Genomic DNA, 23,922 nt, shown 5'->3' with positions numbered 1-23,922 from the left:
TCTCTTCGTCACCGATCACGCAAGCCCGGCTGCGTCACCGCAACGGTGTTCATCATCAGTGGCGCAGAATCTTGCCGACGAACTCGCGCGTCCGCACCTCCTGCGGCGCGTCGAACACCTGTTGCGGCGTGCCGGTTTCCACCACATGGCCACCCGCCATGAACACCACCTTCGACGACACCTCGCGCACAAAGCTCATTTCGTGCGAGACGATAAACATCGTGATGCCGTCCGACGCGAGTTCGCGAATCGTATCCAGCACTTCGTTGACGAGTTCGGGGTCAAGCGCGGCCGTCACTTCGTCGAGGAACAGCACTTTCGGCTTCAACGCCAGCGCGCGGGCAATCGCCACGCGTTGCTGCTGCCCGCCTGACAGTTCGTCCGGATACGCATGCAGCCGATGCGCAAGACCGACACGCGTCAGCAGATCAATGGCGTTCTTCTCGACGTCCTGACGCGGCCAGCCTTTGATCTTCGTCGGCGTAATCATCACGTTGTCGAGCACGGTCATGTTCTGGAACAGGTTGTACTGCTGGAACACGATGGCAATATCCGAACGCAGCGCGCGAACCGCGGCCTTGTCCGCGTAATTCACCACACCGCCGTTCAGACGCACGCTGCCATGCTCAGGCGGCAGCAACCCCATCAACACGCGCAACAGCGTACTCTTGCCCGACCCGGACGGACCGATCAGGCTGACGATCTCGCCTTTCTCCACCGAGAGGTTGATCCGCTCGAGCACGGTATGCGGCCCATAGGACGCTTTCAGGTCAACGATTTCGAGTTGCGGCAAGTTTCTTCTCCATGCGCTTACCGAAGCGCGACAACGGATACGACATCAGGAAATACAACGCCAGGATCGCGCCATACACCAGCGTTGCAGAAAAGCCCTTGTTACTGAGCACTTTTCCTGCGGACGTCAGTTCCATCACGCCGATCTGCGATGCAAGCGCGGTGTCCTTGATGAACATCACAAAAAAACCGAAGGTGGGTGGCACGATCACGCGCCACGCTTGCGGCACGATTACGTAGCGCAGCGTTTCGAGGTAACTGAAGTTCAGCGTGCTCGCCGCGTCCCACTGATTCACGTGGACGGATTCGAGCCCGCTGCGCACGATCTCGCCGAGATACGCGGACGCGATCAGGCACACGCTGATCAACGCTACGCTGAACGTAGACAGGTTGGCGTTGAGCGACTGCGTCGCGAAGAACACCAGCATCAGCGTGACAAGGAACGGCACGCGGCGAAACACCACGCAATAGGCAAACACGACAACGCGCACCGGAGCCATGGCGCGCGAACGCGTGATGCGCAGCACGGCGACCGCGAAGCCCGAGACAAAGCCCGCGAGGCAGCCAATCGCCGACAGTACAAAAGTGGCGACAAGTCCTTCCAGCAACAACAGCAGGTTGTAGTACGAAAACAGATGCGCGAGTTGGGTCATCATCGAACCGGCCATCAAAACACCTTTATCTTCGCGCGGCACACATGACGGCCGAACATCGCGAGCGCGAATGTCGCCAGTATGGTGATGGCGATATACATCACGGCGGCCACGCTGAATGCCTCAACCGACAGATAGGTCTGCGACGCGATATTGCTGGTGCGTCCGGTCAGCTCCTCGACGCCGAAGATCGACGCCATCGACGTGCCGAGCGTCATCACGATGAACTGGTTGGACAACGGCGGAAACATCACTTTCATCACATGCGGAAAGATCACGTGACGCACGATTTGCGGCGTGGAGAAGCCGAGCACTTCGGCGGCTTCGATTTCCGCCCAGCGTACCGACTCGAAACCGGCGCGCTGGATTTCGCACAAGTACGCACCGGCATTGAACGTGGCGCCGATGAGCACGGCGGTATACGGCGACAACGTAATGCCGATTTCCGGCAAGCCGAAAAACAGAAAGAAGATCTGCACGAGCTGCGGCGTGTTGGTCGCGAAAGTCACGTAGGCCTTCACGACACGGCGCAGGAACGCCGGCCCGTAGCGCAGGATCGACGCGCACACGAGACCGATAAACATGCCGAAGCCGAACGCGAGTACCGCGATCTGAAGACTGAGCCACGCACCGCCAAGCAGATACGGCCACTGCTCGAGGATGGGCCCAAACTGAAGCGTCATCGAATCAGTACTCCCTGTAACGAGTCGCGCAGTGCGGCGCCTTCAGGCGAGAAGACGCCGCACTGCGCACGATTGATGAGTTACTGTGCGGCGACGGTCGGCGGTGCAGCAGTCGGGTCATACAGCATCGGGCTGCCGAACCACTTCTTCCAGCTCGCGGCCACATAGCCGTTCTTTTGCAGTGTGCCGATTTCCTTGTTCAGGCGCTCGGTCAACGCCGTATTGCCTTTCTTGATGCCGATGCAATCGTAGTCCACTTCGATCGGCGCATCGACCACGCGCCATTTCGTCTGATAATTCTTCGTGTAGCTGAGCATGAAGTCCAGCACGTCGATCAGCGCGTCCGCACGGCCTTGCGCGATGGCGCGAACCGCATCCGGGTAGTTGTCGAGCAACAGCAGTTGCGCCTTCGGCAGCTTGTCCTGAATCAGCTTGACAGGCGTCGTGCCACGCACCTGCACGAGACGCACCGAGGGATCGTTCAACGCCAGATAGTCTTTATACGGCTTGTCTTGCGTGGTCAGCACGCCCAGCACTTCTGTATTCACCGGGTCCGTGAAGTCGATCACTTTCAGACGGTCGGCGTTACGCGTCATGCCGCCCATCACTGCGTCGATCTTGTCGGCCATCAGAAAGGGCACGCGATCGTTCGAGCCGACCGGCACGATTTCAAGCTTCACGCCGAGCGAGTCAGCAATCTTGCGCGCAATCGCGACATCAAACCCGTCGATATTGTTTTTGGCGTCGTACGTGCCGAGCGGCGGCAGGTTCGGGTTGATGCCGAACACGATCTTCTTCGACGCAATGATTTCGTCAAGCGTGCGTGCGCCGGCGTCGATTGAGCCGAGCAGCGCGCATGCCGCGAGACCGGCAACGAGCATGCGGCTCAGGATGATCGAGGGTTTCATACTATGACTCCGTGAGAGGGCGTGAAGGTGATTTGACTACTCCGACGAGGCATTCGCAGCATCGCTTTTTTGACGACTTTGCGTATACGTATCGTATACGTTAGTATCAAAACATTGCCTAAATTACTTGTCAAGCGAGGTTGGCGACGATGCCAGCCTCGAAGTTTGAAGAGGACGCAATGCGTATTCACGATCCCCACCGCGCCGCCGCGGTCGAACTGTTTCTCGATGGCAGGCGCTATGCCGCACATACAGGTGAGAGCGTTGCGGCCGCGTTGTTCGCAGCGGGCGTCAGGTCTTTGCGCGTCAGTCCGCGTTTGCACCAGCCGCGCGGCATGTTTTGTCTGATGGGTTCTTGTCAGGAGTGCCTCGTGATGATCGGCGGCAGGCGCGTACTTGCATGTCAAACGCCCGTTACAAACGGCATGCGCATAGAAACCGTTCCGAAGACCGGCATCGATGTCTGAGATGATGTCCGCGTTCGATGTGATCGTGCTAGGCGGTGGCCCCGCTGGCGCCCATGCTGCAATCGCGGCAGCATCTGCCGGATTGCGTGTCGCACTGTTCGACGAAAACGCTTCGGCGGGTGGTCAGGTGTATCGCGCGCCGATCGACGGCATCGCGCCGGCGCAAAGCGCGGATCAGGCCGCGGGCGACGCGTTGCGCCGCGAGCTTGCGGCAAGCAAGGTGACCGCCTTCTTCCGCCATCCGGTGTGGGCCGTGACCGGCAATTACCGCGTCGATGCAACCGGCCCGCACGGTCCGCTGCATTGCACCGCGCGCGCGTTGATCGTCGCATCGGGCACGACGGAGCGTGTCGTGCCGTTCGAAGGATGGACGACGCCCGGCGTGATCGGTCTCGCAGCGGCAACCATTTTGCTGAAGTCGCAACACATGCTTCCCGGACGCTCGACGCTGGTGGCCGGGTGTGGGCCGTTGCTGGCGGCCGTCGCCGCAAAAACCATCGAAGGCGGCGGCAAGGTCGAAGCGATCGTCGATCTGGCGAGTACCGGCGACTGGGCACGTTCGCTGCCCGCCATGCTCGGGCGCCTCGATCTGCTGCGGCAAGGTTTCAAATGGTGGTACGCGATCCGACGTGCGGGCACACCTCGTTATGCGCGGCATACGATTGTTCGCGTCGAGCCGGTTGACCACCGTTTGCGCGCGACGCTCGCACCGTGCGACGCAGCCGGACGCGTGATCGATGGCGAGCGCAAAACGGTCCTGACCGATTGCGTCGCGGTCGGACACGGTCTCACGCCTTCGACGGAAATCACGCGACTGCTTCGCGCCGATCATCGTTACTCGCGCACGGCCGGTGGCTGGATCGCCGTCGCCGACGCCGACGGCCGTACATCCCGTCCGCTGCTCTATGTAGCCGGCGATGGCGCAGGTATTGCCGGTGCAGCCGCCGCGGCGACGCATGGCACGCTCGCCGGATTTGCCTGCATACGCGACCTCGGCGTCAAGGACGGCGTCTCGGACGAACGTATCGCATCGGCACGCGTCGCTCATCGCGACGCCACGCGCTTCGGCCATGCAATGGCCGACCTGATGGCGCTGCGCCCCGGCCATGTCGACAGCATTGCGCCGAGTACCATCGTGTGCCGCTGCGAAGACGTGACGCGTGCCGAGATCGACGCCGCCTGCGATGCAGGCGCGCACGACGTCAATCAGCTCAAGGCTTGGACGCGCTGCGGAATGGGTCCTTGCCAGGGCCGCACGTGCGGCGACGTCGCAGGCGAGCTTCTGATGCGTCGTACAGGTGCTGGCTCGCGTGAAGCCGTTGGCTGTTTTTCCGCGCGTACGCCCTTGCGTCCTGTCACCGTCGAAGCCCTGACCGGCGACTTCAGCTACGACGACATCCCGATTCCGAAGGCGGCGCCGCTATGAGCGTATTGGACGAAACCATGCACGAGACGCTGCATAGGCCGTTCGACGTCGCCGTGGTCGGCGGCGGCGTAATGGGCTGCACCACCGCCTTGTTCCTTGCGCGCGCCGGCATGCGCGTCGCGCTGATCGAACGCAATGCGCTGTGCCGCGCCGCGTCCGGCGTCAACGCGGGCACGCTCACCTTGCACATGACGCGCGCCGCGCTGGTGCCGTATGCAATGCGCGCGTGGAAGATGTGGATGAATACGGACCAATGGCTCGGCGAAGGCGTGCTTGCAACTGCCGCACCGGGTTTGTCGCTGGCATTCACCGAAAACGAGCGCGAGTTGCTTCGCACACGCGCTGCAGCGCGCCGCGAATACGGGGCGGAAATCGATCTGCTCGCCCCCGAGGCCGCGCTCAAGATCGAGCCCGGTCTCAATCCGGCAATGCTCGAGGCCGCGTACTGCACGACCGACGGCTTCGCGAGCGCGTATCTGACCGGCCGCGCATATCACTCGGCGTTGCGCGCGGCCGGTGTGCAGATCTTCGAAAACACGCCTGCCACACGCATCGAACAGTTGAATGGGCACTATCGCGTACATGGCCCTCAAACCGCTTCGGCGCCGGTCAGGATCGACGCGACGCGCATCGTGATGGCCGGCGGTGTATGGCTTGAACCGCTGCTTGCGATGCTCGGCATCCACATTCCGGTCAAGACCCTGACCAACCAGTTGATCGTCACCGAACGCATGCCGCCTGTGATGCGTACCGTGCTGAGCATCGCGAACGGGTTGCTATCCATGAAGCAATTCGCGAACGGCAGCGTCGTGATCGGCGGCGGCTGGCAAGGTGTCGGCGATCGCGAGCGTGGTCCCGTCGAAACGATTCCGCAAAATCTGACCGGCAATCTGCGACTCGCGCAACACGTCATTCCCGCGCTCGCGAAAGCACGGGTCGCGCGCATCTGGCTCGGACTCGAATCCGAAACCGCCGACGCGATGCCGATGATCGGCGCACTGCCGGGGCTCGATAACGCCTACGTGATCGGCTGTGTGCATTCCGGTTATACGAGCGGCCCTTATATGGGCAAGCTGCTTTCTCAGGCCATTCTCGGCGACACACCCGAGTTGCCCCTGTTCGATCCCGCGCGATTGATCGCCGCGCCCGCCGCGTCCGAAACGCCCGCAGCGTCCGCAATTTCCCATCGAGAACACACACAATGATTCCTTCGCACGACGCCCCTTTCAACGGCATCTATGCCGCCACACTGTGTCCACTCGATGCGCAAGGCCGTCATCTCGACGAAGCCGCGCTTGCCCGTCATATCGAAGAGGTTTCGTCCGTCGACGGTATCGTGGGCTTGCTGATCAACGGCCACGCGGGCGAGAACGTCGCACTGTCGCGTGAAGACAAGCGGCGCGTGGTCGAGATTACGCATGAGGTTTGCGGCGCTCGTTCGATCATCGTGGCCGGCGTCAATTCGGAAGACAGCTTCGAAGCGCAGGCCCACACCGACGACGCGAAAGACGCAGGCGCCGATGCACTGCTGCTGTTTCCACCGTATTCATGGGCGCTCTCCACCGATCTCGCAACCGTCGTCAATCATCATCGGATCACGAACGCCAACTCGAAGTTGCCGATGATGCTGTATCAGGCCGGCGTGAGTACCGGCGCCATGGCTTACACGCCCGAGATGCTGGCCGCGCTCGTCGCGCTGCCCGAGGTTGTCGCGATCAAGGAAGGCAGTTGGGAAACCGCGACCTACGAAGCGAACCGCCGCCTCGTGAAATCCGTCGCGCCGCACGTGGCGGTGATGGCCTCCGGCGACGAGCACTTGTTCACCTGCTTCGCACTTGGCACGGAAGGCAGTCTCGTCAGTCTCGCCGCCGTCGTGCCCGAACTGGTCGTGGCGCTGTATCGCGCCGTACAGCAACGCGACCTTGGCGCCGCACAGCGTCTGCACGAACACGTTTATCCGCTGGCAAAAGCCATTTACGGCACCGCGCCGGGCTCGCATGCGAACGTGCGGCTCAAGACCTGCCTGCATCTGCTCGGCAAATTCCCGCAGGCTTCCATGCGTCCGCCGATTCCGTCCTTGTCCGCGGCAGAAACCGCGCACCTGGACGACGCGCTGTCGTTTGCCCTTTCTTTTGATCTTGCGATTGACCACGACCGGAGCGATTCATGACTCAAGCCACGACCCGCACGCTGATTCGCGGCGGACGCCTGATTACCGCCATCGACGATTACGTGGCCGATATCGTCATCGAAGGCGAACGGATCGTCTGTATCGGTCATCAACTCGAAGCCGGACCGGATACCCGCGTGATCGAAGCGCAAGGGCTGCTGGTGTTCCCCGGCGGCGTCGACGCGCACACGCACATGGAGAACACCTTCGGCCCTTCGGTGACCTGCGATAACTTCGACTCCGGCACGCGTTCGGCGGCATTCGGCGGCACCACGACGATCATCGATTTCGCGCTGCAAAACGCCGGCACGAGCCCGCTCGACGCCATCGCCCGCGCACAGCAGAAGGCGGGGTCGGTGTCGCATATCGACTACGGTTTTCACGTGATCGTTACGCATGTCGACGACCAGGTGCTCGCCGACATGCAGCACGCAATTCGCCATGAAGGCGTATCGAGCTTCAAGATGTTCATGGCGTATCCGGGCACGGTGATGTCCGACGACGCGTCGATTTTTCAGGCCATGCGCATGGTCGGCGAGCACGGCGGAATGATCGCGCTGCATGCGGAAAACGGCACGGTGATCGATCTCCTGATTCGCGAAGCGATTGCGCAAGGCCATACGTCGCCGCGTTATCACGCGCTGACCCGTCCCGCGATCATGGAAGGCGAAGCGACGCATCGCGGCATCAAACTGGCGGAACTGGCCGAAGCACCGGTCTATTTCGTCCACCTGTCCGCGAAGGAAGCGCTCAAGCATGTGATCGAAGCGCGCGATCTCGGCATTCCGGTGTTTGCGGAAACCTGCCCGCACTATCTGTTCTTCGACGAATCCGCGTATGCCGACGATAGTTTCGATATGGCGCGCTACGTGATGAGTCCGCCGTTGCGCTCCAAAGAAGCGCAAACGGCACTATGGACCGCGTTGAAAACGGACGACCTGCAACTGATCTCAACCGATCATTGCCCGTATTGCATGAAGGAAGGTCATCGCGGCAACGTCAATCAGAAACCGCTGGGCGCCGACGACTTCTCGAAGATTCCGAACGGCGTGCCGGGTGTCGAAACACGGATGACGGTGGTCTACGACGGCGGCGTGCGCACCGGCCGCATTTCGCTGAACCGCTTCGTCGAACTGACCTCGACGGCGCCTGCAAAACTGTTCGGACTGTTTCCGAAGAAGGGCACGCTCGCGATCGGCAGCGATGCGGATATCGTGCTGTTCGATCCGCGCGAGTCGCATACGATCAGCGCCGAAACGCAGCATAGCGATTGTGACTTCACGCTCTTCGAGGGTCACAACGTGACGGGCCGCGTGAAAAAAGTGCTGCTGCGCGGCGAACTGTTGATCGACGACGGACAGTGGGTTGGACGCAACGGCAGCGGTCAGTTCGTTGCACGCGGTGAACTCGGCGCTCATTTCTGACGCGAGCCACGCAATGCCGATCTACAACTATCGGTGCGAGCAGTGTGGCGTATTCGACCAGATGCGCCGCGTTGCGATGCGCGATGAACCCGCGCCGTGTCCGGAATGCGGCGCGGCATCGGCGCGTGAGCAGAACGGTTTGCCCGTGCTGCTCACACGCGGTGAGGACGTGGTGACGTCAGGCGAAGGTGCATATCTGGGCAGACATGCGGGCAGTTGTCTGTGCTGCGTCCCGGGCGGCTAGAAAGCCCGGGATCACGACAGGTTGCACGTCAAGCGTTCAGATCTGCTCGAACTTGATGTCTTGTGCGCCTTCCCACAGCACCTTGACGCCGAGTTCGCGAAGCTTTTCCTTGCCTTCGACAATCGTCAGGAAGTGATTGCCCGCGAGTTGCCCCATCTTGCTCGCGAACAGGCACGAACCGTAAGCCATGATGATTTCGGTCTCACTGTAGCCGCCCGGATAGAACAGGATGTCGCCAACCGACGGATGGCTCGTGTGATTCTCGAAACCGACCGCGACACCGTCGTTTTCAAGCTTGAATTCACCCAGGGGCACCCAGCAACCCTCGCCGCTCCAGCGCACGTGAATGATTTTTTGCGTGTACGGCAACAGTTTCAGGAAAGCAGCAACGGTCTGCGGGGCGTCCGGATTTGTTTCGGCAATGAAAGTCAGGCCGCAGGAAGTGATACGAAGTCGGGTCATTACGGTGTTCCGTCAATCGTGGATGGCAGGAAGCAGAATAATACGACCGACGCGTGGACATGCAATAAAGCGCGTCGTGCTTTAGTCGGCCGGTAGGAAGGACTTGATCTGTTGGCGGATATTCTGTCGATGGCTACGACGCATCGACAGTGACAATTAATTCGCATTCCATCAGGCCAATTTTCAAAATTGCGGCCATGCCGACGCCCCTCTTGAAGGCTATCGGGTGATGTCACGGTAACTGATCGAACGGGTCGGAAGAATCAATTCACTGATTCGACCACCTGTGCCTGTCGTCAGGCGGCAAGACGGCCAAGACTCATAGCGGGTCGGATCGTCTCCGGCGGAAACACTTGCCAGCTACCATCGTGGTGACGGAAGAAAAACACCGTCAGTGTGCCGGACGGATATTGGGCCTCGACGCAGATACAACGTGCGGCGATGGCCCCGGGGAGGCGAGGAAATTGAACACGCACAAGACGTACGCGTCGCGCACCAAACCACTTCTCAACTAGCGCGCGCAAGGACTTCTCTGCCGTAGTCATCTCCGCCTCCGTGTGATGCCGTACGAGACCATGCTACGGCGTCGGAATGCTTCCTTCAGTCGGGAGAGGCGGATCGCACGGTAGGGAATTACTGGTTCGCGTGTCAGGACATCCGTACGCCGCCAACCTATTGCCCGGCCACCCGAAATACCGCCACCACAGAACGCAGGCGCCCCGCCTGTTCGTCGAGCGACGCGGCAGCCGCGGCCGCCTGCTCGACCAGTGCGGCATTCTGCTGCGTCACTTCATCCATCTGCGCCACCGCCCGGCTGACCTGCTCAATGCCCGTGCTCTGCTCTTCCGACGCGGAGGATATCTCGCCCATGATGTCGGTCACCCGGCGAATCGACTGCTCGATTTCGGCCATCCGGCCGCCTGCCACCTCGACCAGCCGGGTACCGCCGCTGACATTGGCCACCGACGCCTGGATCAGGCTCTTGATGTCTTTCGCGGCCGTGGCGCTGCGTTGCGCAAGGGCACGGACCTCGCCAGCCACGACCGCAAAACCGCGACCCTCCTCGCCTGCCCGCGCGGCCTCGACAGCGGCGTTGAGCGCAAGAATGTTGGTTTGAAAGGCAATGGCTTCGATCACCGAAGTGATCTCTGCGATCTTCTTCGACTCGCTCTCGATCTGCTTCATCGTCCCGACCACTTCCTGCACGGCGGAACCCCCACGCGCGGTGGCTTCGGTCGCGGCATCGGCCAGTCCGTTTGCCTGTCTTGCGTTGTCCGCATTCTGCTTAACGGTCGCCGTAATCTGCTCCATGCTGGCGGCCGTTTCCTGCAATGACGCCGCCTGCTCCTCGGTGCGTTGCGACAGATCGAGGTTGCCTTGCGCGATTTCGCCAGAACCTGTCGCGATCGACTGACTCGCCGACTGAATCTCGGACACGATCGCCGCGAGCTTCGACTTCATGTCGTTCAGCACGTATAGCAGGCTGCCCGGCAACGCCCGCCCCACGTCAACCTCGATGGCCAGATTGCCTCCCGCGATCTCCGTGGCGATATGCGCCGCGTAGGCAGGCTCCCCGCCGAGCGCCCGCTTCACGCTGCGCGTCGCGGCCCATGCAATCACACCAACCGCGGTGAAGATGACGGCGGCAATGGAACCCAGAACAATGACGAGCTTCATGAACGCTGCGTTGATGTCGTCATAGAAAAAACCGGTGCCGATCCACCAGTCCCAATCCGGTATCGCAACGACGCCCTGCAACTTCGGCTCCGGGTCCGCATCCGGCGAGCGCTTCACGAGTACGTCGACGAGCGCAATATGCGAGGCCGCCATGCCTTCACGGTAAGCCTCGCTGTCGGTCAACCCCGTCGTGGTTTTATTGCCCTTGGCCTTGGTCCCGATGAACTTCGCATTCGGGTGGACCAGATTCACGCCGTCGGCCGTGGTGACCCAGTAGTAGCTTTTCGTGTTCGCGTTGAGCTGGGAGACGGCGTCTTTGGCTGCCTGTTGGGCCTGATCGCGCGTCAGCACGCCATGCAACTGCAGGTCGTGGTAGTGATTGACAAGATGTTCGGCTTTCGTCAGAAGAATAACGATCTGCTCCCGACGACTATCGACGAGCGAGCTGCGTACAGTCTGAACGGCAGTCGCCGCAACGAGTACAACGCCGAGCAAGGCCGCGACGACCAGGGTCAGCAACTTGGTGGACAACTTCATGTGAATGCCCCAGTTTGTTAACTATCTGGTACATTTAACGGCATTCGCGACACGCTTCTTCAAGCCTCTTGACCCAGGATAAACCCTCGGCTATCCGTGCTTCTGTGAGAAGGGGCGACTTGAAACGGCTCTCTCGCGTTGACAGAAGCAGGTTGCCTTTCCGTCTGGAGAATAGGCATCCTTATTAGATGACGCTACCGGCTTCGGTAGCGACAGACGGACTTTGTGCGCGCTGAGCTGTCAACTAGCAACGCTCAGCGGCACATATCGGAAGCGGAGTGTCGTGGCGGCGTAACGCTACGCCGCCACCTCACACTTAGAAGCGGTGGATGATGCCCACGCCCGCGGCAAACTGGCTGCGTGACGAAGACGGCGCGCTGTTCTGGCCGTCGCCGATATCGGCCGTTGCGTTGATGATGCTCGTACCGTTCGTTCCGATCGTCTGGCCGCCCGCACGCTGATAGGCTTCCAGCGCATACAGACCCGTACGCTTGGACAGGCTGTAGTACTGCGAGAGGTTGAACTGCTGGTAGCGCGCCGCGCTCGAAATGCCGTTCGATTCCGTTGCGCGCGTGTAGCTATAGCCCGCCGCCAGATCCAGCACCGTCAGCGGCTTGAAGTGCAGCACTGCGCCAGCCGTGTTGAAGGTTGCCTGGCTGCGGAACTTCGAGTTCACGCCCGGGATGTACTGCACGTTCGAGTACGAGAACGAGACGTCCCATTGCGAGCTGAACGCATAGCCGCCCGTCACCGCAACGCGCTGTTGCGCCTGCGCCGTCTGGTAGCCGTTGTTGATACCCGACACAGCCGTCTGCGCGCCGGCATTCGAGGTCGTGGAGTTAGCGTCCCACGCACCGCCGCCAGATGCCGCGTTATTGATGCGCTGATAGCCTGCCGCGATTCCGAACGGACCGTTCAGGTACTGGATCGCCGCGCTATACGTCGAGCCGGCATTGGTGCTGCCCGCCACGCCGCCCAGCGCATACGAACCGCTCACCGTCAGGCCGTGCATGCTCGGCGACGTGTACACCAGCGAGTTATTCACGCGGTACAGCGTATCCAGCGAGTCGATATCACCCGGGTGTGCGCCGTATGCGCCCGTCAGCCACGTAGTCGGGCTATAGGGCGACAGCAGCGTGTAGTACGACGTGTACTGGCGGCCAGCGGTGAAGGTACCGTAGGTGGCATTGGCCACGCCGACATACGCCTGACGGTTGAACGCCAGACCCGAGACGGACTGCGCGCCGGTTGCGCTGTTAAAGCCCTCTTCCAGCTGGAAGATCGCCTTCGTGCCGCCACCCAGATCCTCGCTGCCCTTCAGGCCAAAACGGCTGCCCGCCCAGATGCCGTTGACCATCTTGATCACCGAGCGGCCACCCGTCGTCGAACCGAGCGACGTCTGGCTGCTTTGATAACCGATCCCCGTATCGACGATCCCGTACAGCGTCACGCTGCTCTGAGCGTGCGCGCCGAGGGCGACCAACCCAAGGGCCGAGGTTGCTAGTGCCTTTTTCATTTCCTGCTCCTCTTTAAAAAACTTTTCTTAATCGCTAACACTGGTAATCGCCCCAAAAACCCACCGTGTGCAAAGTCTTGCCGGCTCGGCATGCCGGTGCAAATGCAAAGAGGGGGAGCACTGAGTGACGCCTGGATCTGCAAGCTAGCCCGAAGTGTCGTTCAAACGCGATCTGACGTCTTTCGGGGTTTATACGGATTTGTACGATCTAGTTAGTTCTTTTTAAGCTTTGGCGTAATTCCGGTTGAGCTAGCTTTTTCGCCTTGATCGCGGTGAAACGAGACGGAGAAAGGGCTGGACAATATGGTCGAACTGGTTCGAAACCACAAATCTCACGGCAAGCGGCATGGTTAGTCTTGCGGTCAATGATGGCTGAAATACAACACCACACACGCCCGCTTTCCAACTCGTCGCCCCTGACTCCCCGAACCGCCACGACCGCTGTTGCATTGATCTCAGACGGGGACACGCGAACGAATCGCACTGCACACCTCTCTATGCCCTGACGAGTGCCACCTCGTGTGCACCGAATGGATGCCGCCACAGATCTCGCTGCGATATCCAGATCGGCAGCGCTCCAAATCCTTACCAAATTTCAGAGATAACACTCGACGAATCGGCTAATTAATTGGCGGAACGCACGCATAGAATCGCATCTGATTCGTCACCAAAAACTATCAGAATGGAGAAGACAAGATGATGCAGATTCGGCTATCCGCCTTGGCTGCCGCGTTGTTATTGAGTACGGCCGCCCATGCGCAGAGCGCAGGCGACTTTGTCACGAACTTCGGCTGGTTCCATCTCTCGCCGCAGGACTCGAGCAAACCGCTTACCGTCAATGCCCTCGGCACGAGCGTAACGGAGACCGGCACAGGGGCAACGGTTGACGACTCGGACACCTTCGGTCTTACCGCCACTTACTTCTTTACCGATCACATCGCCGCGACCGCAGTGTTCGGAATACCGCCGAAGTTCCGTTTGACCGGCACCGGATCGCTTGCGAGCCTCGGGGAGATCGGCTCTGCCTACGAATGGAGTCCGACGCTGCTCCTGAAGTACTACTTCAATGACGCGCAGAGTCGCTTCCGCCCTTACGTTGGTGCGGGCGGATCATACGTCTGGTACAGCGGAGTGAAATTGAGCTCGGCCGTATCGAGTGGCAGTTTCTTATATTCGCAAACTTACGGAACCGCACTGGAGGGCACGACTACAGCGAAGTTGGGCAGTTCGTTCGCACCGGTCATCAATGCCGGGTTCTCCTATAACATCGACAAGCATTGGTCGGTTGACGTCTCGCTGTCATATATGTGGCTGTCGACGCGGGCCACGCTGACTACCCAGTCCAAATACGGGACCGTGACGAGTAGTACGAAGATCAAGCTCGACCCCATCGTTTCGTTTGTCTCTGTCGGGTATCGGTTTTAACGCTATTCCAGGCTGCCCGATTTAATGCGGAGCAGCCGTTTTTATATGTACCCGCAACCTAATAGATAAAAACAGGTATGTAGTGCACTGAAACGAACAGCAAACATGCTGTCAATTGCCAGGAATTGTCAATTTCGGTGAGTAAGTGATGCGTATGCATTGACGGTTAGTAATGGCTACCCTATCAATGATGGGCCATAGCAATGAAGACTCGGCAGATTAATTCCGAGAATACCGAAACTGCACAAATCATGAAAATCGCTAACGTTGTCGATCCAATCGCCCGAGGTGTGTTTGGCATGATCGTCACGCTCGTAATGAGCTTGCCGATCGCCAGACTGCTCGTGATGATTCCGTTGCCGTGGGCCTAGGCGGTTCGCCTGGGTTCCTGGGTAGGCGCCTACGACAATGCATCGGTGGAAAAGGTTTATACCCTCACCATGTTCGGTATGGCGCTGGCGATTGCCGGATGGCTCGTGTGGCTCGTATGGCAGCGCAGCCAACTGTTGCGGAAGAAGCGGACTGGGCGAACGGCACGAACAGGCCACATGGCATAGCCGACTGTGCATAGCCCTTCAACTGGGCGAGAAGAGCTGACCGTGCCTCGTTTCAGCGTACTGCAACCTGTACAGCGTCACGCATGACTTCGCATTGAATCGGAGCGCGATGCCCGATGGAAGAATGAAGTCGCCACCGATTGTGATAGCCCGCGATCCTGCCGGCGATGTCCTGGCGCATCTGTGCCCGGGTTTCGCATCGCACCTGGTAAATCCGTTCGATCTTGCACACGACACCGGATGGACGCACCAGCAATTCCGGCGAAATTGAGCGAAGCGAAGTTTGAACAATCTGTCTTGCCACACCTGAGTCCTGACCGACACGGACCACCGGCCTCCGACCGGCTTTATTTCCCCCGATCACCACGACCTCCCAGCCGGTCCTTCATACTCACAATTTACTTGACATCTAAACTATCGAAGCCTAAATTACATTCCAGAGCAAAGTCCACGTGGGAGAGTCAGCATGCGCATCGTCTGTATCGGCGGCGGCCCGGCAGGGCTGTACTTCGGCCTGTTAATGAAGGGCCGGAACCCCGCGTATGACGTCACGGTGGTCGAACGCAATCGCCCTTATGACACCTTCGGCTGGGGCGTCGTCTTCTCCGACCAGACGCTCGGCAATCTGCGCGCCGCTGACGCCCCGAGCGCCGACGCGATCCTCGACGCCTTCAATCACTGGGACGACATCGAGATCAATTTCCGCGGCAGGCAGATTCGCTCGTCGGGCCACGGCTTCTGCGGCATCGGCCGTAAACGTCTGCTGAATATCCTGCAGGCGCGCTGCGAAGAACTGGGTGTCAAACTGGTTTTCGAAACCCAGGTCACGGACGACACCGTCTACGAAGCCGACCTGATCGTCGCCTGCGACGGCGCCAACAGCGCCATCCGTCAGAAGTACACCGCCACCTATAAGCCCGCCATCGACACGCGCGATTGCCGCTTCGTCTGGCTTGGCACCAAAAAGCTTTTCGACGCTTTCACGTTCGCCTTCGAAGAAACCGAGTTCGGCTGGTTCCAGGCCCACGCCTATCGCTTCGACGACCAGACCTCCACCTTCATTGTGGAAACACCGGAGCGCGTGTGGCGCGCCGCCGGTCTAGACGAAATGAGCAAGGAAGACAGCATCGCGTTCTGCGAGAAGCTGTTCGCCAGGTATCTGGACGGCAACCCCTTGCTATCGAACGCCGCGCATTTGCGCGGGTCGTCGCAATGGATCCGCTTCCCGCGCGTCGTCAACGAGGAATGGGTGCATTGGCGCGACAATGTCGGCGGCACGCAAACGCCGATCGTGCTGATGGGCGACGCGGCGCACACCGCGCACTTCTCGATCGGCTCGGGCACCAAGCTCGCGCTCGAAGATTCGATCGAACTTGCCAACAGCATCGGCGCGCATCCGGGCGATTTGCCCGCAGCGTTGAAGCACTATACGGACGTCCGCAGCATCGACGTATTGCGCATCCAGAACGCCGCGCGCAATTCGACCGAGTGGTTCGAGCATGTCGATCGCTATACGTCGTTCGAACCCGAACAGTTCGCCTATTCGCTGCTGACGCGCTCGCAGCGCATTTCGCACGAGAATTTGCGTGAACGTGACGCACGCTATCTCTCGGCATTCGAAGACTGGCTCGCACACCGCTCAGGCGTTGACCGCGCTCCAGAGAAACACTCCGTGCCGCCGATGTTCACGCCCTTCACCTTGCGTGGCGTCACGCTGAAAAACCGCGTGGTCGTCTCGCCAATGGCGCAATACTCCGCCGTCGACGGCATTGCCGGCGACTATCACCTGATGCATCTCGGCGCCCGCGCCATGGGCGGCGCCGGGCTCGTCATGACGGAAATGACCTGCGTGTCGCCCGAAGCGCGCATCACGCCTGCCTGTCCCGGCATGTACGCGCCGGAACATCTCACAGCATGGAAGCGTATCGTCGACCTCGTGCATAGCCAGTCGGACGCGAAAATAGGTATTCAACTGGGGCATTCCGGCGCAAAAGGTTCGACACGTGTCGCCTGGGAAGGCATCGATCAGCCGCTTGACGAAGGTAACTGGCCACTCGCATCCGCTTCGCCGCAACAATACCTGAGCGGTGTCAGTCAGATCTCACACGAAGCCACGCGCGACGAACTGCAGGAAATCGAAGCGCAGTTCGTACGCGCCACGCAAATGTCCGCGGAAGCAGGCTTCGATTGGCTCGAACTGCACTGCGCGCACGGCTACTTTCTGTCGAGCTTCCTGTCGCCGCTGACGAACCACCGCACCGACGAATACGGCGGCTCGCTCGAAAATCGTCTGCGCTATCCGTTGCAGGTCTTCAAGGCAATCCGCGCGGTCTGGCCGCAAAACAAGCCGATTTCCGTGCGTATTTCCGCTAACGACTGGGTCGAAGGCGGCACCACGCCTGACGACGCCGTGCAAATCGCAAGTGCCTTCAAAGCGGCAGGCGCCGACATGATCGACGTTTCGTCGGGCCAGGTCAGCAAGCAGGAAAAACCCGTGTATGGCCGCATGTTCCAGACACCCTTCGCCGACCGGGTACGCAACGAGGCCGGCATCGCAACAATCGCCGTTGGCGCGATCTCGGAAGCGGATCACGTGAACAGCATCATCGCGGCGGGCCGTGCCGATCTCTGCGCGATTGCGCGGCCGCATCTGGCGAATCCGTCGTGGACATTGAATGAAGCCGCAAAGATCGGCTATTTCGATGTGATGTGGCCGAAGCCCTATACAGCGGCCAAGTCGCAACTCGAACGCAATCTCGAACGTGAGCGTGCACTGGTTGCCGCGAATGCCGGTCTGACGCCACAAGAACGCGCGCAACGTGCGGAGGGAACCACGTGAACACACCCACTGGAACGCTCACAGGACAGCACGCTGTCGTCACCGGCGGCGGCAGCGGCATTGGCGCAGCAGTGGCCGAAGCGCTGTTGCGTGCAGGCGCGCGCGTCACCCTGATGGGCCGCAACGCACAACGTCTCGATGCGCAGCGAGAAATTTTCGCTGGACTCGGCGAGGTCGCCTGCATCAGCATCGACGTCACGAGCGAAGAATCGGTCGGGAAAGCATTCTTGCAAGCCGGCGCAATAGATATCCTCGTCAACAATGCCGGTCAGGCGCAAGCCGCGCCGTTTGCGCACACCGACATGGCGCTCTGGCAGCGCATGCTCGACGTGAACCTCACGGGCGTGTTCCTCGGCACGCGCGCCGTCTTGCCCGGCATGCTCGAACGCGGCCACGGTCGCATCGTCAATGTCGCGAGCACCGCGGGGCAAATCGGCTACGCCTACGTCGCGGCGTACTGTGCCGCGAAACACGGTGTGATCGGCCTGACGCGTTCGCTCGCACTCGAAGTCGCGACGAAAGGCGTCACCGTCAATGCCGTGTGTCCCGGCTACACGGAAACCGAGTTGCTGCACGCGTCGCTCGAACAGATCACGAGCAAGACCTCGCGCACCGAGCAGCAAGCGCGCGAAACCTTGCTTCGCTCGAATCCGCAACATCGCTTCGTGAGCCCGGAACAGGTCGCCAATGCCGTGCTTTGGCTCTGCCAACCTGGTTCGGACGCGATCACGGGCCAATCCATTTCCATCTCCGGTGGAGAAGTAATGTGACCAAGTCGTCGAACATCAAGAAACCCTCATCGCTCGAGGTCAAGCCGCCGCGCAAAGGCGTTGCCAAACCCGCGGAGAACGTCGTGGATATGGAAATGAGCACCGGCGCCGATAGCCACATGGGTCTGCGCCTATGGCTTCGCATGCTGACTACGACCAACCTCGTGCAAGCCGAGTTGCGCAAGCGCCTGCGCAATGAATTCGACACCACGCTGCCACGTTTCGACTTGATGGCGCAGCTTGAACGTCATCCAGAAGGTTTGAAGATGACTGAACTGTCGCGCCGTTTGATGGTGACGGGCGGCAACGTGACCGGCATCACGGATCAACTCGAAAAAGAAGGCCTGGTGTCGCGCGACACCGATCCGAACGATCGCCGCTCGATCAGCGTGTGCCTCACGCCCACTGGTCGCAAGGCGTTCGACAAGATGGCGGTCGCGCATGAGCAATGGGTCGTCGAACTGTTTGGCGGCCTGAGTCTCGATGAAAAATCGCGGACCCATCAGCGCCTCGGCAAACTGAAGAAACATCTGCTGGATAGTCTGAAAGACTGATCCGAACTTGAGCCGGGCAACCATCTTGCATGGGCCCGAATGGGTTTTGCACGAGACCTGAGTAAGTGCTCTGCATGAGATCCGAGCGGGGCGCTAAAGCGCCAACTCCGGTCGGCACGCCAAAGTGCCAACTCAGGTCGATACAGGAGACACGTATGACACGATCCAATGCCGATGCCCTGCTGGCCGGCAACCGCCTGACGCTCGCCAGTTACGAGGCGCAGCACTTCGGCTGGTCGGTCGCCGACAAGGTCGCGACGATCACGCTGAACCGCCCGGAACGCAAAAACCCGCTGACCTTCGAATCGTATGCGGAGTTGCGCGATCTGTTCCGGCAACTCGCCTATGCGACCGACGTCAAGGCCATAGTGATTCACGGCGCCGGCGAGAACTTCTGCTCCGGTGGCGACGTGCACGACATCATCGCGCCGCTGATCGATCTGCCGATGCCCGAACTGCTGCTGTTCACGCGCATGACCGGCGATCTGGTCAAAGCCATGCGCCATTGCCCGCAGCCCATCATTGCCGCGGTCGACGGAGTGTGCGCCGGCGCCGGCGCGATTCTGGCGATGTCGTCCGACATGCGTCTGGGCACTGCGCGCAGCAAGCTCGCGTTTCTGTTCTCGCGTGTCGGCCTCGCGGGGTGCGATATGGGTGCGTGCGCGATCCTGCCGCGCATCATCGGTCAGGGACGCGCCGCCGAATTGCTGTTCACCGGCCGCTCGGCGAGTGGCGACGAAGGCCACGCCTGGGGCTTCTACAACCGCCTCTGCGAACCGGCGGCGCTCCTCGCGGACGCCCAAAAACTCGCCGCCGATCTTGTCGCCGGTCCGACTTTCGCGCACGGCATCACGAAGACGATGCTGCACCAGGAATGGAGCATGAGCATCGATGAAGCGATCGAATCGGAAGCGCAAGCGCAGGCCATCTGCATGAGCACGCGCGATTTCGAACGTGCCTATAGCGCGTTTGCCGCGAAGTCGCGTCCGGTGTTCGAGGGAGATTGAATTGAGCACTCACAGCGATAAAGGCGATTTGGATCTGCACAGTGCGCTGGCCTGGCCATTCTTCGAACCACGCCATCGCGAACTGGCTGCGGGTATCGAAGCATGGTGCCGGGCGAATCTCTCGCACGTAGCCCACGATGACGTCGATGCGACCTGCCGCCATCTGGTCCGTGAACTTGGCGCGGCAGGCTGGTTGAAATACGGTGTCGGCGGTGTTGCTTACGGCGGCCACGGCGACACCATCGACACGCGCGCCGTGTGTCTGCTGCGCGAGACGCTCGCCAAACATTCCGGTCTTGCGGATTTCGCGTTGGCGATGCAAGGGCTAGGCTCAGGCGCCATCTCGCTCGGCGGCACGCATGAGCAAAAGACGCACTACCTGCCGCGTGTGGCGAACGGTACTGCTCTCGCCGCCTTCGCCTTGTCGGAACCGGAAGCCGGATCGGACGTCGCGGCAATGGCATTGAGTGCGCGCGAAGACGGCGACGCCTACATCCTCGACGGCGACAAGACGTGGATCTCCAACGGCGGCATCGCCAATTTCTACGTGGTATTCGCCAGAACCGGCGAAGCACCTGGCGCGCGTGGCATCACCGCCTTCATCGTCGACGCCGACACGCCGGGTCTGGAAATCGCCGAGCGCATCGACGTGATCGCGCCGCATCCGCTAGCGCGTTTGCATTTTTCCGGCGCACGCGTGCCGCGCAGCCAGATGCTCGGCGCACCCGGCGAGGGTTTCAAACTCGCGATGCGTACGCTGGATATTTTCCGTACCTCGGTGGCGGCTGCGTCGTTGGGTTTCGCGCGGCATGCCATGGCGGAAGGTCTCGCGCGCGCGTCGTCACGCAAAATGTTCGGGCAGACGCTCGGCGATTTTCAACTGACGCAAGCCAAGCTCGCGCAGATGGCCTTGACGATCGACAGCAGCGCGCTGCTGGTCTATCGCGCCGCCTGGCTGCGCGATCAGGGCGAAAACGTTACACGTGAAGCCGCGATGGCCAAGTGGCACGCAAGCGAAGGCGCGCAACAGGTGATCGACGCCGCCGTGCAGCTCTTCGGCGGCATGGGCGTGCAAAGCGGTACGGCCGTCGAGATGCTGTACCGCGAGATTCGTGCCTTGCGGATCTATGAAGGCGCGACTGAAGTGCAGCAGTTGATTATCGGCCGCGACCTGTTGAAAGCTCATGCTGCGGAAATCGCCAAGGACGCACCGAAATGAACGCGACCTTCGAAAAGCCGGTCCGCATCCGCTTCCAGCACTGCGATCCCGCCGGCATTGTGTTCTTCCCGCAATATCTGGTGATGACCAACGCGCTGGTTGAAGACTGGTTCAACGAAGCCCTGCATATCGACTATGCGCAGATGATCGCGCAACGCCGGGTCGGCTTGCCGATCGTTAAACTCGATTGCGAGTTTTCGCGGCCAAGCCAGATGGGCGAAACGATCACGCTGTCACTCAACGTCACGAAGGTGGGGCGCCGCTCGATCAGCATCGAGATCGTCGGCCGGCACGGCGACGAAATCCGCTTTAGCGCGAAACAGGTGCTGGTCACGACATCGCTCGAAAGCGGCACATCCATCGACATTCCCGACGACATCGCGAGCGCGTTCGCGATGTTCGCCCCACAGCCCGAATCTATCGAGGCACATCGCTCATGAAAAAAGCTCTCCTTCCCGTCGGCTGGATTCCGCCGCGCGGCTACGCGAACGGCGTCGCCGCAACCGGTACGCAAGTGTTCATCGCCGGCCAGATCGGCTGGGACGAGCAGGCGCGTTTCCAGACCACCGACTTCGCGCAGCAAGCCATCCAGGCGCTCAAGAACATAGTCGCCGTATTGCACGAAGCTGGCGGCACGCCCGAGCATCTGGTCCGCATGACGTGGTACGTGACGGACAAGCGCGAGTACCTCGCCGCGCTGAAAGATATCGGCCGGGGGTTTCGTGAACTGATCGGCGACTACGACATCGCGATGAGCGCGGTGCAGGTCGTCGCGTTGATCGAAGACGAAGCCAAGGTCGAAATCGAAGCCACGGCAGTGATTCCCCAGTAAGCACACGAAACACGAAACCCACCAAGCCAGGCCAAGCGCATTCAGCCGGCTCAACGCCCGGGAGACCATGATGGAACCGTCAGCACACGTCGATACCTTCGCGCGCGACAATCTTCCGCCGCAAGATCAATGGCCCGTCTTTCTGCTCGACAACCCGGACGTTGCCTACCCGGCGCGCTTCAATTGCGCGACGGAATTGCTCGACGCGACTATCGCAGCCGGCCATCGCGATCATCCGGCAATCTGGTCGGACGTAGAGGGAAAGCCGCAGGCAACCACTTACGGCGAGCTGCTTGCGCTCGTCAATCGCAGCGCGCATGTGCTGGTCGACGAAATGGGTTTGCAGCCGGGTAACCGCGTGCTGCTGCGCGGACCGAATACGTTGCACATGGCGGTGACGGCGCTCGCCGCGCTGAAGGCGGGCCTCGTGGTGGTGCCCACCATGCCGCTGCTGCGCGCGAAGGAGCTCAAGCAGATCATCGAGAAAGCCCAGGTCAGCGCCGCGCTATGCGACGCGCGGCTGACCGATGAACTCGCGCGCTGCAACAACCCGCAGGACGAGTTCTACTGCGCGGGCCTGAAGCAGACGCGCCTGTTTCACGACGATTCCGCCGATTCGCTCGACACCCTCGCGATCAATAAACCGGATCACTTCACGGCCTGCGACACTGCCGCCGACGACGTCTGCCTGATCGCCTTCACCAGTGGCACGACAGGCGCGCCGAAGGGCTGCATGCATTTCCATCGCGACGTGCTGGCGATGTGCGATCTGTTTCCGCGCCATGTTTTAAAGCCTTCATCGAGCGATATCTTTTGCGGCACGCCACCGCTCGCCTTCACATTCGGCCTTGGCGGTCTGCTGTGCTTTCCGCTGCGAGCGGGTGCGTCGACGGTGCTGATCGAGAAACTCACGCCCGAGACCTTGCTGCAAACCGTCGAGCGCTTTCACGCAACAGTCATGTTCACCGCGCCGACGTTCTATCGGCAAATGGCGCCGCTGGTCGCGCATCACAACATGTCGAGCCTGAATAAAACGGTATCGGCGGGAGAAGCGTTGCCGGATTCCACGCGCCGCCTGTGGCACGACGCAAGCGGCATCGAGATGATCGACGGGATCGGCGGCACGGAACTGATCCATATTTTCATCTCGGCGCAAGGCGACGCGATTCGTCCGCATGCCATTGGCCGCGCGGTGCCGGGCTACGTCGTGCAAGCCGTGGACGACGCCATGCAACCCGTAGCGCCCGGCACCATCGGCAAACTCGCGGTACGCGGGCCGACCGGCTGCCGCTATCTGGCCGACGAGCGGCAAACGAAGTTTGTCCGCGACGGTTGGAATCTTCCCGGCGACTCGGTCTATCTCGACGAAGACGGCTACGTGTTTTATCAGGCGCGCGCCGACGATATGATCGTCTCCGCGGGCTACAACATCTCCGGTCCGGAGGTGGAAAGCGTGCTGCTGCAACACGAGGCCGTGGCCGAATGCGGCGTGATCGGTGTGGCCGATGAAACGCGCGGCCAGATCGTCAAAGCCTTCGTGGTGCTGAACCCAGGTTATGCGCCGGATGACAAACTGGTCGCGCAACTGCAGGATTTCGTGAAAAATAGCGTAGCGCCGTATAAATACCCACGTGTCATCGCTTTCGTCGGCTCGCTGCCACGCACCGAAACCGGCAAGCTCAAACGTTTTGAGTTGCGTACACTCGTGTAGCCCCTCTTTCGTGGCAACTATCTTGCATGGGACCGGAGTCAGCGCTGAA

General features: G+C 60.8%; 23 protein-coding genes. 15 read left to right on the top strand and 8 right to left on the bottom strand.

The features are described from left to right. Nucleotides 1-55 precede the first annotated feature (55 nt). The 4 genes from ACOSV0_RS23545 to ACOSV0_RS23530 all read right to left on the bottom strand — a co-directional run bounded on the left by ACOSV0_RS23545 (nt 56) and on the right by ACOSV0_RS23530 (nt 3,036). The gene (locus tag ACOSV0_RS23545) at nt 56-793 is read right to left on the bottom strand and encodes an amino acid ABC transporter ATP-binding protein (RefSeq protein WP_434114142.1); all 738 of its coding nucleotides are present in this window, start codon (nt 791-793) and stop codon (nt 56-58) included. Further along, on the bottom strand, nt 771-1,460 hold the full coding sequence (locus ACOSV0_RS23540; RefSeq protein WP_434114140.1) for an amino acid ABC transporter permease: 690 nt from the start codon (nt 1,458-1,460) through the stop codon (nt 771-773). The genes ACOSV0_RS23545 and ACOSV0_RS23540 overlap by 23 nt, the downstream gene beginning before the upstream one ends. After that, nucleotides 1,460-2,128: an amino acid ABC transporter permease gene (locus tag ACOSV0_RS23535; RefSeq protein WP_434114137.1), complete on the bottom strand. Its 669-nt coding sequence runs from the start codon at nt 2,126-2,128 to the stop codon at nt 1,460-1,462. Before ACOSV0_RS23535 ends, ACOSV0_RS23540 begins: the two co-directional genes overlap by 1 nt. A gap of 80 nt (nt 2,129-2,208) precedes the next feature. Beyond that, nucleotides 2,209-3,036 (bottom strand): transporter substrate-binding domain-containing protein, encoded by an 828-nt coding sequence (locus ACOSV0_RS23530; protein ID WP_434114134.1) that lies wholly within the window; start codon nt 3,034-3,036, stop codon nt 2,209-2,211. A 179-nt stretch (nt 3,037-3,215) separates the two neighbouring features. On the opposite strand from ACOSV0_RS23530, the gene ACOSV0_RS23525 reads away from it, so the two are divergent. Genes ACOSV0_RS23525 through ACOSV0_RS23500 form a run of 6 tightly spaced genes read left to right on the top strand, consistent with a single transcriptional unit; the run spans nt 3,216 to nt 8,767 of the window. Then, a complete protein-coding gene (locus ACOSV0_RS23525) occupies nt 3,216-3,503 on the top strand; it encodes a (2Fe-2S)-binding protein (RefSeq protein ID WP_434114133.1) in 288 nt (95 codons plus the stop codon). Further along, nucleotides 3,496-4,929 (top strand): FAD-dependent oxidoreductase, encoded by a 1,434-nt coding sequence (locus ACOSV0_RS23520; protein WP_434114130.1) that lies wholly within the window; start codon nt 3,496-3,498, stop codon nt 4,927-4,929. The genes ACOSV0_RS23525 and ACOSV0_RS23520 overlap by 8 nt, the downstream gene beginning before the upstream one ends. Then, complete coding sequence (locus ACOSV0_RS23515; protein WP_434114127.1) at nt 4,926-6,134, top strand: NAD(P)/FAD-dependent oxidoreductase; 1,209 nt, start codon at nt 4,926-4,928, stop codon at nt 6,132-6,134. Before ACOSV0_RS23520 ends, ACOSV0_RS23515 begins: the two co-directional genes overlap by 4 nt. Next, a complete protein-coding gene (locus tag ACOSV0_RS23510) occupies nt 6,131-7,099 on the top strand; it encodes a dihydrodipicolinate synthase family protein (protein WP_434114126.1) in 969 nt (322 codons plus the stop codon). The genes ACOSV0_RS23515 and ACOSV0_RS23510 overlap by 4 nt, the downstream gene beginning before the upstream one ends. Continuing rightward, nucleotides 7,096-8,523: a dihydropyrimidinase gene (gene hydA / locus ACOSV0_RS23505; RefSeq protein ID WP_434114123.1), complete on the top strand. Its 1,428-nt coding sequence runs from the start codon at nt 7,096-7,098 to the stop codon at nt 8,521-8,523. Before ACOSV0_RS23510 ends, hydA begins: the two co-directional genes overlap by 4 nt. A 13-nt stretch (nt 8,524-8,536) precedes the next feature. Continuing rightward, the gene (locus ACOSV0_RS23500) at nt 8,537-8,767 is read left to right on the top strand and encodes an FmdB family zinc ribbon protein (RefSeq protein WP_434114120.1); all 231 of its coding nucleotides are present in this window, start codon (nt 8,537-8,539) and stop codon (nt 8,765-8,767) included. A 36-nt stretch (nt 8,768-8,803) separates the two neighbouring features. On the opposite strand, the gene ACOSV0_RS23495 is transcribed toward ACOSV0_RS23500, so the two are convergent. The 3 genes from ACOSV0_RS23495 to ACOSV0_RS23485 all read right to left on the bottom strand — a co-directional run bounded on the left by ACOSV0_RS23495 (nt 8,804) and on the right by ACOSV0_RS23485 (nt 12,959). Continuing rightward, nucleotides 8,804-9,229 (bottom strand): DUF3830 family protein, encoded by a 426-nt coding sequence (locus ACOSV0_RS23495; RefSeq protein ID WP_434114118.1) that lies wholly within the window; start codon nt 9,227-9,229, stop codon nt 8,804-8,806. A gap of 672 nt (nt 9,230-9,901) precedes the next feature. Further along, on the bottom strand, nt 9,902-11,443 hold the full coding sequence (locus ACOSV0_RS23490; RefSeq protein WP_434114116.1) for a methyl-accepting chemotaxis protein: 1,542 nt from the start codon (nt 11,441-11,443) through the stop codon (nt 9,902-9,904). A 316-nt stretch (nt 11,444-11,759) separates the two neighbouring features. Further along, a complete protein-coding gene (locus tag ACOSV0_RS23485; protein ID WP_434114114.1) occupies nt 11,760-12,959 on the bottom strand; it encodes a porin in 1,200 nt (399 codons plus the stop codon). A 699-nt stretch (nt 12,960-13,658) separates the two neighbouring features. Here ACOSV0_RS23485 and ACOSV0_RS23480 point away from each other — a divergent pair. Further along, complete coding sequence (locus ACOSV0_RS23480; protein ID WP_434116093.1) at nt 13,659-14,384, top strand: OmpW/AlkL family protein; 726 nt, start codon at nt 13,659-13,661, stop codon at nt 14,382-14,384. Nucleotides 14,385-14,993: 609 nt separating this feature from the next. Here the strand turns inward: ACOSV0_RS23480 and ACOSV0_RS23475 are convergent. Further along, nucleotides 14,994-15,122, bottom strand: coding sequence for a hypothetical protein (locus ACOSV0_RS23475; RefSeq protein WP_434116090.1), 129 nt, complete (start codon nt 15,120-15,122; stop codon nt 14,994-14,996). A 285-nt stretch (nt 15,123-15,407) separates the two neighbouring features. Between ACOSV0_RS23475 and ACOSV0_RS23470 the strand changes: the two genes are divergently transcribed. The 8 genes from ACOSV0_RS23470 (at nt 15,408) to ACOSV0_RS23435 (ending at nt 23,873) form a co-directional block, all read left to right on the top strand. Continuing rightward, entirely contained in the window at nt 15,408-17,780 is a 2,373-nt protein-coding gene (locus ACOSV0_RS23470) for a bifunctional salicylyl-CoA 5-hydroxylase/oxidoreductase (protein ID WP_434114112.1), read from the top strand. Further along, on the top strand, nt 17,777-18,550 hold the full coding sequence (locus ACOSV0_RS23465) for an SDR family NAD(P)-dependent oxidoreductase (protein ID WP_434114110.1): 774 nt from the start codon (nt 17,777-17,779) through the stop codon (nt 18,548-18,550). The genes ACOSV0_RS23470 and ACOSV0_RS23465 overlap by 4 nt, the downstream gene beginning before the upstream one ends. Then, nucleotides 18,547-19,104, top strand: coding sequence for a MarR family winged helix-turn-helix transcriptional regulator (locus ACOSV0_RS23460; protein ID WP_434114107.1), 558 nt, complete (start codon nt 18,547-18,549; stop codon nt 19,102-19,104). The genes ACOSV0_RS23465 and ACOSV0_RS23460 overlap by 4 nt, the downstream gene beginning before the upstream one ends. Nucleotides 19,105-19,259: 155 nt before the next feature. Further along, the gene (locus tag ACOSV0_RS23455) at nt 19,260-20,111 is read left to right on the top strand and encodes an enoyl-CoA hydratase family protein (RefSeq protein ID WP_434114104.1); all 852 of its coding nucleotides are present in this window, start codon (nt 19,260-19,262) and stop codon (nt 20,109-20,111) included. 1 nt (nt 20,112) lies between these two features. Continuing rightward, nucleotides 20,113-21,330, top strand: coding sequence for an acyl-CoA dehydrogenase family protein (locus tag ACOSV0_RS23450; RefSeq protein ID WP_434114101.1), 1,218 nt, complete (start codon nt 20,113-20,115; stop codon nt 21,328-21,330). Then, nucleotides 21,327-21,770 carry an acyl-CoA thioesterase gene (locus ACOSV0_RS23445; protein WP_434114099.1) on the top strand — a complete coding sequence of 148 codons (444 nt, stop codon included), beginning with the start codon at nt 21,327-21,329 and terminating at the stop codon, nt 21,768-21,770. Before ACOSV0_RS23450 ends, ACOSV0_RS23445 begins: the two co-directional genes overlap by 4 nt. Further along, the gene (locus ACOSV0_RS23440; RefSeq protein ID WP_434114098.1) at nt 21,767-22,162 is read left to right on the top strand and encodes a RidA family protein; all 396 of its coding nucleotides are present in this window, start codon (nt 21,767-21,769) and stop codon (nt 22,160-22,162) included. Before ACOSV0_RS23445 ends, ACOSV0_RS23440 begins: the two co-directional genes overlap by 4 nt. Nucleotides 22,163-22,232: 70 nt before the next feature. Then, nucleotides 22,233-23,873, top strand: coding sequence for an AMP-binding protein (locus tag ACOSV0_RS23435; protein WP_434116088.1), 1,641 nt, complete (start codon nt 22,233-22,235; stop codon nt 23,871-23,873). Nucleotides 23,874-23,922: the final 49 nt, after the last annotated feature.

This window comes from Paraburkholderia caffeinilytica (assembly GCF_051027425.1).
Lineage (GTDB): Bacteria > Pseudomonadota > Gammaproteobacteria > Burkholderiales > Burkholderiaceae > Paraburkholderia > Paraburkholderia caffeinilytica_A.
This window is presented reverse-complemented; position numbering and strand designations above follow the sequence as displayed.